At 44.3% G+C, this 15,048-nt stretch carries 8 protein-coding genes and 1 tRNA gene; all 9 read left to right on the top strand.

The genetic code is table 11. The features are described from left to right. Positions 1 to 429 precede the first annotated feature (429 nt). The 9 genes from LKD42_RS02285 to infB all read left to right on the top strand — a co-directional run bounded on the left by LKD42_RS02285 (position 430) and on the right by infB (position 15,037). Complete coding sequence (locus LKD42_RS02285) at positions 430 to 5,241, top strand: discoidin domain-containing protein (RefSeq protein ID WP_248834687.1); 4,812 nt, start codon at positions 430 to 432, stop codon at positions 5,239 to 5,241. Positions 5,242 to 5,521: 280 nt separating this feature from the next. After that, positions 5,522 to 5,593, top strand: a tRNA-Glu gene (locus tag LKD42_RS02280). Positions 5,594 to 5,705: 112 nt separating this feature from the next. Further along, positions 5,706 to 7,628 carry a DNA gyrase/topoisomerase IV subunit B gene (locus LKD42_RS02275; protein ID WP_147631539.1) on the top strand — a complete coding sequence of 641 codons (1,923 nt, stop codon included), beginning with the start codon at positions 5,706 to 5,708 and terminating at the stop codon, positions 7,626 to 7,628. A gap of 91 nt (positions 7,629 to 7,719) precedes the next feature. Continuing rightward, positions 7,720 to 9,969: a DNA gyrase/topoisomerase IV subunit A gene (locus LKD42_RS02270; RefSeq protein WP_248834686.1), complete on the top strand. Its 2,250-nt coding sequence runs from the start codon at positions 7,720 to 7,722 to the stop codon at positions 9,967 to 9,969. A gap of 165 nt (positions 9,970 to 10,134) precedes the next feature. Further along, complete coding sequence (locus LKD42_RS02265; RefSeq protein WP_147631537.1) at positions 10,135 to 10,599, top strand: ribosome maturation factor RimP; 465 nt, start codon at positions 10,135 to 10,137, stop codon at positions 10,597 to 10,599. A gap of 23 nt (positions 10,600 to 10,622) precedes the next feature. Then, positions 10,623 to 11,816, top strand: a complete 1,194-nt coding sequence (gene nusA / locus LKD42_RS02260; protein ID WP_173865833.1) for a transcription termination factor NusA — start codon at positions 10,623 to 10,625, stop codon at positions 11,814 to 11,816. A 3-nt stretch (positions 11,817 to 11,819) separates the two neighbouring features. Beyond that, positions 11,820 to 12,098, top strand: coding sequence for an RNase P modulator RnpM (gene rnpM, locus LKD42_RS02255; RefSeq protein WP_022119277.1), 279 nt, complete (start codon positions 11,820 to 11,822; stop codon positions 12,096 to 12,098). Continuing rightward, complete coding sequence (locus tag LKD42_RS02250; RefSeq protein ID WP_147631535.1) at positions 12,085 to 12,432, top strand: L7Ae/L30e/S12e/Gadd45 family ribosomal protein; 348 nt, start codon at positions 12,085 to 12,087, stop codon at positions 12,430 to 12,432. Before rnpM ends, LKD42_RS02250 begins: the two co-directional genes overlap by 14 nt. Further along, complete coding sequence (gene infB, locus LKD42_RS02245; protein ID WP_248834685.1) at positions 12,410 to 15,037, top strand: translation initiation factor IF-2; 2,628 nt, start codon at positions 12,410 to 12,412, stop codon at positions 15,035 to 15,037. Before LKD42_RS02250 ends, infB begins: the two co-directional genes overlap by 23 nt. The last annotated feature ends 11 nt before the right edge of the window (positions 15,038 to 15,048 follow it).

Below are 15,048 nucleotides of genomic sequence, written 5' to 3'. Positions count from 1 at the left end.
TTACGTCAAACTGGTGTGATATCCGGCATATAGTATATGATTTAAAAAACAGGCAGGTGTATCAGCGGTATAAAGCAGATACACCTGCTTTTGATATACCTGTGCAGCAAAAGAATTCTCAAAAAAATGGTTTTGATATGCACGAAAAATGCAGGAAATAACAGAAAATAATTAAAAAAGCAGCACAAATAATAAAACAGAAACGCAATATTGGTGATAAAACTGGTGATAAATTACAAAAAGACTTGAAATAGAATGAAAAGTATAGTATACTATACCTAATTTTGAGGCGAAGAAGTCTTGGAATAAAATAAGAGTGGAACAGCATGAGATGTTTCACAGTGCAGTAACAGCAGTTACCACAGGGAGAAGCAGACAGCGATACAGATGTCTGCCATAAATATTTATGAAAGGAAAAGGTAAAAACGTATGAAATTCAAACAGGTTTTAGCAGGATTACTGGTAGGTACTATGGTTGTGACAAGTGCACCGGTATCCGGACTTGGAGCATTGAGTGCTCTTGCAGCTTCGGAAGAAGCAGAAACAAAGAATTATAATTATACAAAACTTACAGAGGGTCTGACAGCTTCAGCAGATTGTGCTGATGGAACAAATACAATGAATGCTGTATTAAATGGAAACCCAGACGACTACTGGCATTCAGCATGGGAAGGTGATAATCAGCCGGTTAAACAGGGCGGCGAAGTTATCATGAATTCGAACAACAATATCACCTTGACTTTGACTGAAGCATCAACTGTCAAAAAATTGGAATATGTTTCAAATGGTGCAGGCAATAATGGTACGATTAAAAAATGCAATATTTATTATAAGACATCAGCCGAAAATGCAGAATTCAAGAAAGTACAGGAAGATCCATATACGTTGAGTTTTACAGAAAGTAAAGCAACGATAGAATTTACAGATGCAATAAGTGATGTGAAAGAAATTAAGATAGAAGTACTGAACACTGCAGGTAATCCGAACAATACTTTTATTTCCGGCAAAGAACTTTATGTATACAGGGATGACAATACAAAAATAGACAGTGGCAATATTTTGGCAAAAGCAGAGTGTTCCTCCCAGGGCGATGCAGCATTGAAGAATCTTGTGGATAACAATGAAGCTACAGGATACCATTCAAGCTGGGGCGGAAACGGCGGAACAGTTGCCGCAGATGAAGGATTTACTGAAATAGTACGTCCTGGAACGATGACTACTCCGACTGAACTGATTTCCAGAAACAATCTGTATATCAACCTTGCAGGCTCTGAAACGATCGGAAAGATTGCTTATCTGCCTCGTCAGGGATCGGGATCAGGAAATGGTGTTGCAAACGGAAGAATTACCGCTGCCAATATTTATATCTCCAATGCAGATGTTAATGACGTTTCTGCGATCACAGACTGGAAGCAGGTGGCAACAGCAGATTGGGAGAATAATTCTGATGAAAAAAATGTGACATTCTCGCCGGAAACAGCAAAACATATCCGTATCGAAGTAAAACATTCAGCAGGCGATCAGACAGATGCCTATATTAATGCCGCAGCGATTGATATTTATAAAGCAGAAGAAGTTGTTGCAGAAGACAAAGTCATAAGTAAGCCTGTACTTACAGCAGTCGCACCTGTAACAGGAGAGACACCTGCTGACGTAACTGCGGCTGAGCCGGAAGGGTACACCGTTGCAACTGCATGGGCAGATTCCGATGGCAACACAGTAACAAAATTTGAAGATGGAAAAGATTATACCCTGACAGCTACCCTGACAGCAGAAAAAGGTTATAAATTCACAGACGAAAGCAAACCGTCCACCATCAAAGTTGGCGAAGAAGATCTTGAAGTGACCGCAGAAGTAAAGGACAGCGGAAAAACCATGACTCTGACTCTGGTTTTCAGCGTACCGGCAGAGACAACAAAACCATCCGATAAAGAGTACGGAAAACTGGAAGGGCTGACTGGTAAGGCCGACAGTGTTGAAACAAAAAGCGAAGATGGTGCAATAAATAATGCACTGGATGGCAATGTCAATACTTACTGGCATACAAACTGGAGCGATTCATCCAAACCAAAGGCAACTTATGCAGACGGAAAACTGACCGGTAATAATACATATACCATTACACTGGCAAAAGCCACAAAGGTGAAAGCATTTACTTACATACCGAGAAATCATTATGATAAAGAAGGAAATATTGCAAATGGTGCAATTTCTGAATGCAAAGTTTTTGTATCCACAGATAATGGTGTAAACTGGACTCTGGCTGGAACGGTAGAAGGTGATGCTGCATGGACTTATGTAAAGAAAGATGCAGAAGGTGCAGATCAGAACTTTGTTGAGAAAACATTAGAATTTGGCACAGAATACGCAAATGTCACAGATGTAAAAGTTGAAGTTATCAAGACAGCCGGTGCTGAGGCGAATATGTTCATTAACGCAGCAGAATTCGGCGTGATCGGTGAAAAAGATGCAGTTCCTGTAGAATCAGAAGCACGCAAAGCTCTGGCAGCAGCACTTGCAGATGCAGAAAAAGTAGAATCTGCTGATAAATATACCGAGGATTCTTACAAGACATTCAAAGAAGCCTGGGATGCAGCAAACGCTGTTACCGACGAGACAAAAGATGAGGATGTTCAGACAATCGCAGATACACTGGCAAATGCGATCAAAGCACTGAAAAAAGCTGAAACACCGGCTCCGCCAGTTGCCGAAGATTCTGTGATCACAGCACCGAGGCTTTCTTATACAGCACCGGTAGCCGGAGAAACTGCAGTAGTACCAAGCTATGTTGCAATGGAAGACCAGTCTGCGAAACCGGCTACACTGGAAGTGAAAGATGACGTTCCGACAACGGTCGTTGTAGATGGCGGCGTATTGGCATTCCAGGGAAGACTGACTGCACCGAACAACGGAGCAAACAATGATAAATTTGATGTATCCGGCGATACACCGATGGTTCTTCGCACAAAAGTAAAACTGAACAATAAAACTGATGAAGTTGTAAATATCCTTGGTAAGATGGATTCTCAGTATGGTATCCAGGTAGACGGTGCAAACGACCGCGTGATCCTGTACTGCTGCGATGCACAAGGTAAATGGCCGGAGATACAGTATAAATATGATGCCGATACCTTCTGGGGAGAGTGGCATGATATCGCACTGGTATATACCGGAACAAATATGCAGCTTTATGTAGATGGAAAAGCTGGTGAAGCTACACCGGGAAGAGTAAATGCATCAGATGGATACCAGGTTGTATTTAAATCTTATGCATCCAGTATCTTTACAATCGGATACAATACTGAAAAGAGTACAAACCACGAGGCAGATGGAAACGGTGTTAAATACTCTACACTGGATCAGGTAGATGGTAAGATTGCAGATATCAAACTTTACAAAGGCACCGATTATTCAGAAGGTCTGACAAAATCTTATAATGAGATCAAGGCCGCTCTGGAAAAGGTGGCACCAGATGCTGATATTTCTGCAATTCCATACACAGCAGTGACAACATGGTCAGCAAACGGTACTGCTCTTGAAAAAGATGCCAAGTTTGCAGGAGAGACGGTATACACGGCAACAACCGTATACACGGCTCCTTCCGGATTCAAATTTACTGACATCAGCAAACCAAGCGTAGACGGTGCAACCGTTACGATTTCAGCAGACGGAAAGACCATGACCGTTACCAAGGCATTCCCGAAAACTGCAAAAATTGTTTGCTCCTGTGTAGTTGGCGAGATCACAGGTGTTGCAGATCAGACGATTGATCTTGGAGTAGCAGACAGCAAGACAGTAACACTGAGTGCAAAAGCACAGGTAACCGGTGACTGCAAGGTAGAAGGACATGACGGAACTGTAAACTATACCTACACAGTAACAGACGCAGGTACAACAGGTGCAACTGTAAAAGACAATGCAGTGACAGTGACAGCAGCAGGTACAGCAAAAGTAAAAGTAACGGCAACTCTGGCATCTGATGCAACCAAGACAAGCACAAAAGAGATCACACTGACTGTTACAACAAACAAAGCGTCTGCACAGGATAAGGCAGATCTGGTAGCAGCGATCAATGCTGTAAAGGATATAAAAGAGGCGGATTATACAGAAGAAAGCTACGCACCGCTGAAAACAGCTCTGGCAACGGCAGATACACTGTCAAAGGACGCAAATGCATCGAAATCAGACATCGCAGCAGCGATCCAGGCGATCAGCGATGCGAAGAAAGGTCTGAAGACCAAAGTTGCTGCCAAGAAAGAAGAACTGAACAGTCTGCTGACAGCTGTTTATGATGATCTGATGGCAAATGGTAACAAATATACAGTAGCATCTTATAATAATGCAGTGACAGTATATAAAGCAGTGAAAGATGTTCCGGGCAAAGACGGAGTAACCGTAGCAGAACTTGAAAAGGCAATCAAAGATCTGAATGATGCAAAAGATGCTCTGGTACTTCAGGAAACAGCTGATCTGGAAAAAGCAAAAGAAAACGCAGCCAACACACTGAAAGACGCAGCAGCGATTGCAGATGCGGGACAGAAAGATTATGAAGAAGCAAGCTGGAAAGTATTTGATGCAGCTTACAAGGCACTGAAAAATGCTCCGGCAGATGCAGATAAAGCAACCCTGGAAAGCCTGACACTGGCACTTAGAAATGCACAGGCAGCCCTGAAGAAGGCAGAGACTCCTGCAGTTGCTCTGGATGCACCGAAGGTAAAAGCAGCAAAAGCAAAAGTTACCAAAACAGGTGTTGTTGTAAATGTAACGGTAGAAGCAGTAAAAGATGCAGCATCTTACGATGTATACCGTGTAGTAAAGGGCAAAGCAACCAAGGTTGGTACAACCGCAGCAGGCAAAACGACCGTAAAAGATAAAAAAGCAGTCAAAGGTGCTTCTTACTACGCAGTGGCAGTTTCCAAAGACGGCAAGGTTGTAAGCAAAGCCGGTGCAGCTGTAGCAGTGAAACTTGCAAAAGCTCCGAAGATCCAGAAAGCAACAGCCGGATCTAAGAACGCAAAACTGAGCTGGAAGAAAGTAAAAGGTGCAAAAGTTGTTGTATATCGTTCTACCAAGAAGAACAGCGGTTACAAAAAAGTAGCTACTACCAGAAAGAATGCAACTTCTGTTACAAACAAGAAGGGTCTGAAGGCAGGTAAGACTTATTACTACAAGATTGCAACGATCAAAGGAAAACTGATCAGTGCAATGAGCAAAGCAAAAAGAGTTAAAATTAAAAAATAAGATTTTCAAAGCATGGAAAACTTATAATTAAATGAAAGAAGAGGGGCGGTACTTCGGTATCGTTCCTTTTTCTTTACCATTTTGGTATCTTAAAAAGACAGCACAGGAATGCTTCTGTATGTTTGATTTTGGAATCTTTGGAATTATTGTATCATGCAGAAAAAACGTGAAAATTCCAAAAAATAAAAAAGTTTAAAAAAATTAAAAAAAGGTGTTGACATTTCCTGAAACATGGTATATTATTAAGGAGTCTTGAGGCAAGACAAAAAACAAAAGATAAGGTTCCATGGTCAAGCGGTTAAGACGTCGCCCTCTCACGGCGAAAACAGGGGTTCGATTCCCCTTGGAACTGCTAAGAAGGCTGTTTTGTTAGAAAACAAAGCAGCTTTTTTCTTTGCCCCATAAGAGAACATTTGTTTTGGGGTGTGATAAGAACAAGCATGTTTTTGAGCAAGGAGGAAAATATGGCAAAAAAAAGCACCTATGATGCCAGCAGTATTTCGGTACTGGAAGGTCTGGAGGCTGTCAGGAAGCGTCCTGGGATGTATATTGGCAGCGTTTCCAGAAAGGGTTTGAATCATTTAATATATGAAATCGTAGATAACTCGGTGGATGAACATCTGGCTGGTTTCTGTGACCGCATTGAAGTGACACTGGAAAAAGACGGCTCTGCAACCATCAAAGACAATGGACGTGGTATTCCGGTGGGCATGCACGAAAAAGGCATGTCGGCAGAACGTCTCGTTTTCACGACGCTGCATGCAGGCGGTAAGTTTGATAATTCGGTCTATAAGACAAGCGGCGGTCTGCATGGTGTCGGATCTTCCGTTGTAAATGCCTTGTCCGAATGGCTGGAAATAAAAGTAAGCCGTGAAGGTTGCGTGCACTATGACCGTTACGAGAGAGGGATTCCGACGGTCGAACTGGAAAACGGCCTGCTCCCGGTTATTGCAAAGACCAAAGAAACAGGAACCTGGATTCGTTTTCTTCCAGATGCAGAGATTTTTGAAAAGACTCGTTTTTCGGCAGCAGAAGTAAAGAGCAGGCTGCACGAAACTGCTTATCTGAATCCAAATCTTACGATCGTATTCAAGGATCTGCGGGATGAGGAGAAAGAGACGGTCACGTTTCATGAGCCGGACGGTATCGTCGGCTATATCCGGGATTTAAATAAGAAAAAGGAAACGATCCACGAGCCGGTTTATCTGTGTGGAGAAGCGGATGGCATTCATGTAGAATGTGCATTTCAGTATGTCAATGAATTCCATGAAAACGTACTTGGTTTCTGCAATAATATTTACAATGCAGAAGGCGGCACGCACCTGACCGGTTTCAAAACCGTGTTTACCACGGTGATGAACACTTACGCAAGAGAGCTTGGGATTTTAAAAGAAAAGGATGCCAACTTTACCGGAGCAGATATCCGAAACGGTATGACGGCGGTTGTTTCTATAAAACATCCGGCTCCGCGATTTGAAGGTCAGACAAAGACCAAGCTGGATAACCAGGATGCCTCAAAAGCAACGGCGAAGGTGGTAGGAGATGAGGTGGTCCGCTATTTTGACCGAAATCTGGAAGTATTAAAGAGCGTGCTCTCCTGTGCGGAAAAAGCAGCCAAAATCCGCAAAACAGAAGAAAAAGCAAAAACAAACATGCTTACAAAGCAGAAATATTCTTTTGATTCCAACGGAAAGCTGGCAAACTGTGAAAGCCGCGATGCTTCAAAATGCGAAATTTTTATCGTGGAGGGAGATTCTGCGGGGGGATCTGCAAAAACGGCAAGAAACCGTAATTTCCAGGCGATCCTGCCGATTCGCGGTAAGATTTTGAATGTCGAAAAAGCAAGTATTGATAAGGTTCTTGCTAATGCCGAGATCAAAACAATGATCAATGCATTTGGCTGTGGATTCTCAGAAGGATACGGTAATGATTTTGATATCACAAAACTCCGTTACGATAAGATCGTGATCATGGCAGATGCCGACGTGGACGGTGCTCATATCTCAACCCTGCTTCTGACGCTGTTTTATCGTTTTATGCCGGATCTGATCTATGAAGGACATGTATATATTGCAATGCCGCCGCTTTACAAAGCGATGCCTTCCAGAGGAGAAGAAGAGTATCTGTACGACGATAAAGCACTGGAGCGTTACCGCAAAACACATAAAGGCAATTTCACGCTGCAGCGTTACAAAGGTCTTGGCGAGATGGATGCCGAGCAGCTCTGGGAGACCACACTGAATCCGGAAACACGTATTCTGAAAAGGGTGGAGATCGAAGATGCACGTATGGCTTCGGATGTGACGGAAATGCTGATGGGAAGCGATGTTCCACCAAGAAAGGCATTTATTTATGAACATGCTCAGGATGCAGAACTGGATATATAGAACGAAACAAAATATAGAATCGCTTCGAACAGATGAAGCATCTGATGGCAGAATCACAAGAACAGGATTGAAATAAGGAGAAAGTTACGACATGGATAGAGAACAGGAACAGATCATCCGGACAGAGTATTCGGAGCTGATGCAAAAATCATATATTGATTATGCAATGAGTGTCATTGTCTCAAGGGCACTGCCGGATGTGCGTGACGGACTGAAACCGGTACAGAGACGAACACTTTATGATATGTATGAACTGGGCATTCGCTATGACCGCCCTTATCGTAAATGTGCCCGTATTGTCGGAGATACGATGGGTAAATATCATCCGCATGGCGACAGCTCGATCTATGAGTCTCTGGTTGTGATGGCACAGGACTTTAAAAAAGGACTGCCTCTGGTGGACGGTCACGGAAATTTTGGCTCGATCGAGGGTGACGGTGCAGCGGCGATGCGATATACAGAGGCACGCCTGCAGAAAGTGACTCAGGATGCATTTCTCTCGGATCTGGACAAAGATGTGGTGGATTTTGGACCAAACTTTGATGAAACAGAAAAAGAACCTCAGGTTCTTCCGGTGCGGCTTCCGAATCTTCTCGTAAATGGATCAGAAGGAATCGCCGTTGGTATGGTGACCAGCACACCGCCGCACAATTTGGGCGAGGTGATCGATGCCGTCAAGGCAACGATTTTAAATCATAAGATCACGACGGAAGAACTGATGCAGTATATTCAGGGTCCGGATTTTCCGACCGGCGGCATTGTCATCAACAAAGACGATCTGCTTTCCGTTTACGAGACAGGGACAGGCAAGATCCGCCTGCGTGGACGTGTGGAGATTGAAAAGCTCAAAGGCGGAAAAGAACGCATTGTGATCACAGAGATCCCATATACCATGATGGGGGCAAATATCGGCAAATTTTTAAATGATATCGCAGGGCTGGTAGAGAACAAAACCACCACAGATATCGTCGATATCTCCAATCAGTCCTCGAAAGACGGTATAAGGATCGTTCTGGAGCTCAGGAAAAATGCAGATACGCAGAATATCATCAATATGCTTTACAAAAAGACCAGACTGGAGGACACGTTCGGTGTCAATATGCTTGCCGTGGCAAACGGAAAACCGGAAACGCTGGGATTAAAAGCGATCATCGAACATCACATTGATTTTCAGTTTGAACTGGCAACCAGAAAATATAAAAATCTTCTTGGTAAAGAAAAAGCGAAACAGGAGATCCAGGAGGGACTGATCAAAGCCTGCGATGTGATTGACCTGATCATTGAGATTCTGCGTGGCAGCAAAAACCGCGATCAGGTAAAAAAATGTCTGGTGGAAGGCATAACAGAAGGAATCCGTTTCCGTACCAAAGCATCTGAAAAAGCTGCGGCAAAACTGCATTTTACGGAGAATCAGGCAAATGCCATTCTGGATATGCGTCTTTACAAACTGATCGGGCTGGAAATCGAGGCACTGGAGGCGGAGCATGCCCAGACCCTGAAAAACATTGCTGCTTACGAAGATATTCTGACAAACTACCGTTCTATGGCAAAAGTGATCATGAAAGATCTGGATCGTCTGAAAAAGGAATATGCTTCTGAACGAAAAACTTCCATTGAGAATGCAAAAGCAGCTGTTTTTGAAGAGAAGAAGATGGAGGAAGCGGAAGTGGTGGTTCTGATCGATCGCTTTGGCTATACAAGAAGCGTGGATCTTTCGGTATATGAACGGAACAAAGAATCAGCAGATGCGGAAAACCGCTTTGTGGTGCATTGCCTGAATACCGACAAGCTCTGTATTTTTACGGATACCGGACGTTTGCATCTTCTGAAAGTGGCAGATCTTCCTTATGGACGTTTCCGTGACAAAGGTACACCGCTTGACAATCTCTGCAATTATTCCAGCACGGAAGAAGAAATTCTTCGCATCGAAGGCCTGAATGCGGTCAAGAGCACAAATCTGTTGTTTACAACGCAGCAGGGCATGATCAAAAAGGTAGAGGGGACGGAATTTGATGTCTCCAAACGGACGATCGCATCCACAAAACTTACGGATGGCGATAAACTGATTGCAGTTTTACTGATCGGTGAGGAAGAACAGATTGTCCTGCAAAGCACAGATGGCTATTTCCTGCGTTTTATGCTGGAAGAAGTTCCGGTCAAAAAGAAGGCGGCAATCGGTGTCCGCGGTATGAAAATGAATGCGAAAGATCAGCTTTTGCAGGTACATCTGCTTACACCGAACGGAGATGACATCGCTATATACAAAGACAAAGAAGTACATTTAAATCGCCTGCGGATCAGCAAACGAGATGCAAAAGCAGTCAAAACGAGGGTTTCCTGATAAAAAACAGACAAAAAGTGCAAAAATTAAATAATAAGAAATTTTCAACAAAGTCTTGCATTTTAACAGCAGTAGTGTTATAATTGGAGCGATGATAGAAGATTACCAGAGTGTGAGTGGGCAGTTCGCCCACTCATTCTTGTTGTATAAGAAAGGGTGAAGCGAATGACAAGAAGAGAGACTTATGAAGCAAAGACAGAAGAACTGCTGCAGCCGCTTGTGGATGCACACGGGTTCGAGCTTGTCGATGTAGAATACGTAAAAGAGGCCGGTAACTGGTATCTGCGTGCCTATATTGACAAACCGGGCGGGATTGCAGTAGATGACTGCGAAGTAATCAGCAGAGCGTTGAGTGACAAACTGGATGAAGAAGACTACATCGAAGATTCCTACATTCTGGAAGTGAGTTCCCCGGGACTTGGACGTCCGCTGAAAAAGGACAAAGATTTCCAAAGAAGCATCGGAAAAGAGATCGAAGTCCGCACTTTCCGTGCCATCGACAAACAGAAAGAATTCACAGGTATCTTAAAAGAATTCAACAAAGACAGCTTCACCATAGTGATAGAAGACAACGAAATGACGTTCCAGCGTTCCGAGACAGCACTGGTAAGACTGGCGTTTGATTTTTAAACATAATAGGAGGATAAAAGAAAATGAATAGCGAGTTGTTGGAAGCATTAAATGTACTGGAGAAAGAAAAAAACATCAGCAAGGATACCCTTCTGGAAGCAATCGAACAGTCCCTGCTTCAGGCATGTAAAAACCACTTTGGAAAAGCAGACAATGTAAAGGTATTTATTGATCCGGTAACCTGTGAGTTCAACGTGCACGCAGAAAAGACGGTTGTAGAGAAAGTAGAAGATCCGATCATGGAGATCAGCCTGGAAAACGCAAAACAGCTGAACTCCAAATATGAGCTTGGTGATATCGTAAACGTAGAGATCAAATCCAAAGAATTCGGACGTATCGCTACTATGAATGCCAAGAACGTGATCCTTCAGAAAATCCGTGAAGAGGAAAGAAAAGTACTTTTTGAGGAATATTATCAGAAAGAAAAGGATATCATTACCGGTATTGTTCAGCGTTATGTCGGCAGAAATGTCAGCGTAAACCTTGGTAAAGTAGATACTGTCCTGATGGAAAATGAAATGGTAAAAGGTGAAGTATTCCGCCCGACCGAGCGTATCAAGCTTTACGTTCTGGAAGTAAAAGACACACCGAAGGGACCGAAAGTTGTTGTATCACGTACCCATCCGGAGTTGGTAAAACGTCTGTTTGAGTCCGAAGTAACCGAAGTAAAAGATGGTACTGTAGAGATCAAGAGTATTGCAAGAGAAGCCGGAAGCAGAACAAAGATGGCAGTCTGGTCCAACAATCCGGATGTAGATCCGGTCGGAGCATGTGTCGGCATGAACGGTGTGCGTGTCAATACGATCGTAGAAGAACTGCGAGGAGAAAAGATCGATATCATCAACTGGGATGAAAACCCGGCAATCCTGATCGAGAATGCATTAAGTCCGGCAAAAGTAATCTCTGTTATCGCAGATGACGATGAGAAGACCGCAAAAGTGATCGTTCCGGATTATCAGCTGTCTCTGGCAATCGGAAAAGAAGGACAGAATGCAAGACTGGCAGCAAAACTGACCGGATTCAAGATCGATATCAAGAGTGAGACACAGGTAAGAGAATCCGGCGAGCTGGATGAATATCTGATGCAGGGCGATTACGAAGAAGACGCTGATACAGAAGCAGCAGATGAGGATACTTTTGATTATGAAGAAGCATACGAAGAAACTTCTGACAAAGAAACGGAAGATATGCTGAATGAAGAAGGCGATCAGGAGTAAAACATGAGTCAGGTTAAAAAAATCCCCATGCGGAAATGCGTGGGATGTCAGGAAATGAAAAGCAAACGGGAGATGATCCGCATCCTGAAAACAGAAAGCGAAGGGATCATCCTGGATGCGACAGGAAAGAAAAACGGCAGAGGTGCATATATTTGCAGATCCGGGGAATGCCTTGAAAAAGCGATCAGAAATCACGGGATCGAGCGTTCACTGAAAACCGGCATCTTGCCGGAGATATATGACAGCCTGAAGAAGGAGATTGAAAAGATTGAGTCAGAATAGAGTGCTCTCTATGATCGGTCTTGCACAGAAAGCCGGAAAAACGGCCAGCGGAGAATTTTCTACGGAAAAAGCGGTCAAAACGGGTTGTGCAGCACTGGTTATCGTATCCACGGAATCTTCGGACAATACAAAGAAGAAGTTCCGGAATATGTGCGAATATTATAAGGTGCCGTTCTATCTTTATGGTACAAAAGCTGAATTAGGTGCAGCTATGGGTAAAGAATTTCGGGCATCACTTGCGATCACAGATACAGGACTTGCAAATGCCGTCCGGAAATATTTACCGGTGGAAAATGATGGAGGTAGATGTGATGGCGAGAATCAGGATACATGAACTGGCCAAAAAACTTGGCAAAGAAAATAAAGAAATTTTGAACTATTTGACAGAAAAGGGCATTCAGGTAAAAAGCCCTATGAATTCATTAGAAGAGGAACAGGTGGCTATGGTAGAAGATAAATTCGGAAAGAAAGAGACGAAGCCGGAAGGAAAGGCAGAAGCAGCAGAAGAAAAGAAAGCACCTGCTAAAAAGAAAAATATTACACAGGTATTTCATCCGCAGAACAGCCGTACAGGTATCGGACGCGGCACAAGAGGATCACAAAATCGAACAGAAGGACAGCAGGGACGCAGAAACGACGGCCAGAATAATCGACAGGATGGTCAGACACAGAATCGTGACGGTCAGAACCGTACAGGTCAGCAGGGAGGACCAAGAAGAGACGGCCAGAATGGAGGCGGACGTTTCCGTGACGGCAATAATGACTCCAGAAATCAGGGCCAGGGACGCAGAAATGACGGCCAGAACCGGGGCAGCCAGCAGGGAGGACCAAGAAGAGACGGTCAGAATGGAGGCGGACGTTTCCGTGACGGCAATAATGACTCCAGAAATCAGGGCCAGGGACGCAGAAATGACGGTCAGAGACCATCCGGCGGAAGAAATCAGGGAAGCCGTATGGGCGGCGGTTCCGCAGTGATGGAAAAACCGATCACCAAAGAATCCAGAAACCGCAATGACCGCGGAAGAAATGACCGTCAGGATAAAGTTGATAAATTTGAGAGCAAGAGCAACCGTTTGGGTCAGGGAGGAAAAAATAATTCCAAGAATAATAACGGCCGCGGCGGAAAGAATAACAAGCAGCAGGTAAAACAGCCGACACCGCCGGTACAGGAGAAGAAGGAAGATGAAATCAAAACCATCACACTTCCGGAAACCATGACGATCAAAGAGCTGGCTGACGCTATGAAGATCCAGGCATCTGCGATCATCAAAAAGCTCTTCCTGGAAGGTGTTATGGTAACGGTAAACCAGGAGATCGATTTTGAAAAAGCAGAAGAGATTGCACTGGAGTTCAACTGCATCGCAGAAAAAGAAGAAAAAGTAGATGTGATCGAAGAGCTTCTTCATGAAGAAGAGGAAGATGAGAGCACCATGGTTTCAAGACCGCCTGTAGTCTGTGTTATGGGTCACGTTGACCACGGTAAGACTTCTCTTCTGGATGCGATCCGTAACACGCATGTGATCGCAAAAGAAGCTGGCGGTATTACTCAGCACATCGGTGCTTATGTCGTAGATATCAACGGACAGAAGATCACATTTCTGGATACACCGGGACATGAAGCATTTACTGCCATGCGTATGCGTGGTGCAAATGCAACCGATATTGCGATCCTGGTTGTTGCAGCAGATGACGGTGTAATGCCGCAGACTGTAGAAGCGATCAACCATGCAAAAGCAGCCGGCACAGAGATCATCGTTGCGATCAACAAAATCGATAAGCCAAGTGCCAACATCGACCGTGTAAAACAGGAACTTTCCGAGTATGAACTGATTCCGGAAGACTGGGGCGGAAGTACGATCTTTGTTCCGGTATCTGCCCATACACACGAAGGTATCGACACACTGCTTGAGATGATCCTTCTGACTGCTGAAGTTTCTGAACTGAAAGCAAACCCGAACCGTGCAGCAAGAGGTCTGATCATCGAGGCTGAGCTGGATAAAGGAAAAGGTCCGGTAGCAACGGTTCTGGTTCAGAAGGGTACGCTGCATGTCGGTGATCCGGTAGCATGCGGTTCCAGCTATGGCAAAGTCCGTGCGATGATGGATGACAAGGGAAGAAGAGTAAAAGAGGCAGGTCCTTCTACTCCGGTAGAGATCCTTGGTCTTTCCGATGTACCAAACGCAGGTGAGATCTTTGTTGCATGCGAAAATGACAAAGAAGCAAGAAACTTTGCAGAAACCTTCGTAAGTGAAGGAAGAGAACGACTGCTCGAAGAGACAAAGGCAAGAATGTCTCTGGATGACCTGTTCTCACAGATCCAGGCAGGTGACCTCAAAGAACTGAACATCATTGTAAAGGCAGATGTACAGGGTTCTGTAGAAGCCGTAAAACAGAGTCTTCTGAAACTTTCCAACGATGAAGTCGTTGTCAAGATCATCCACGGCGGTGTCGGTGCGATCAACGAATCCGATGTCAGCCTGGCAAGTGCATCCAATGCGATCATCATCGGATTTAACGTTCGTCCGGATGCAACTGCAAAGGCAACTGCAGAGCGTGAAGGTGTGGACGTAAGACTGTACCGTGTCATCTACGATGCGATTGCAGATGTAGAAGCAGCTATGAAGGGCATGCTGGATCCGATCTTCGAAGAAAAAGTCATCGGACACGCAGAAGTACGTCAGCTGTTCAAAGCTTCCGGTGTCGGAACCATCGCCGGTTCTTATGTGCTGGACGGTACGTTCCAGAGAGGCTGCTCTGTCCGTATTACCCGTGAAGGAACACAGATCTTTGAAGGACCGCTGGCATCCCTGAAACGATTCAAAGATGATGTAAAAGAAGTAAGAGCCGGATACGAATGTGGTCTTGTATTTGAGAAATTCAATGATGTCCACGAACTGGATCAGGTAGAAGCATATATTATGGTAGAAGTACCAAGATAGGAAAGCAGGTT

The sequence above is a fragment of the Hominisplanchenecus faecis genome (assembly GCF_020687205.1).
GTDB classification, from domain to species: domain Bacteria; phylum Bacillota; class Clostridia; order Lachnospirales; family Lachnospiraceae; genus Hominisplanchenecus; species Hominisplanchenecus faecis.
This window is presented reverse-complemented; position numbering and strand designations above follow the sequence as displayed.

Bases quoted from the DNA above. Each gene is read 5' to 3' on its own strand.
- nusA (WP_173865833.1), top strand. From the start codon at position 10,623: ATGAATAGCGAGTTGTTGGAAGCATTAAATGTACTGGAGAAAGAAAAA.
- LKD42_RS02285 (WP_248834687.1), top strand. From the start codon at position 430: ATGAAATTCAAACAGGTTTTAGCAGGATTACTGGTAGGTACTATGGTT.
- LKD42_RS02270 (WP_248834686.1), top strand. From the start codon at position 7,720: ATGGATAGAGAACAGGAACAGATCATCCGGACAGAGTATTCGGAGCTG.
- rnpM (WP_022119277.1), top strand. From the start codon at position 11,820: ATGAGTCAGGTTAAAAAAATCCCCATGCGGAAATGCGTGGGATGTCAG.
- LKD42_RS02265 (WP_147631537.1), top strand. From the start codon at position 10,135: ATGACAAGAAGAGAGACTTATGAAGCAAAGACAGAAGAACTGCTGCAG.
- infB (WP_248834685.1), top strand. From the start codon at position 12,410: ATGGCGAGAATCAGGATACATGAACTGGCCAAAAAACTTGGCAAAGAA.
- LKD42_RS02275 (WP_147631539.1), top strand. From the start codon at position 5,706: ATGGCAAAAAAAAGCACCTATGATGCCAGCAGTATTTCGGTACTGGAA.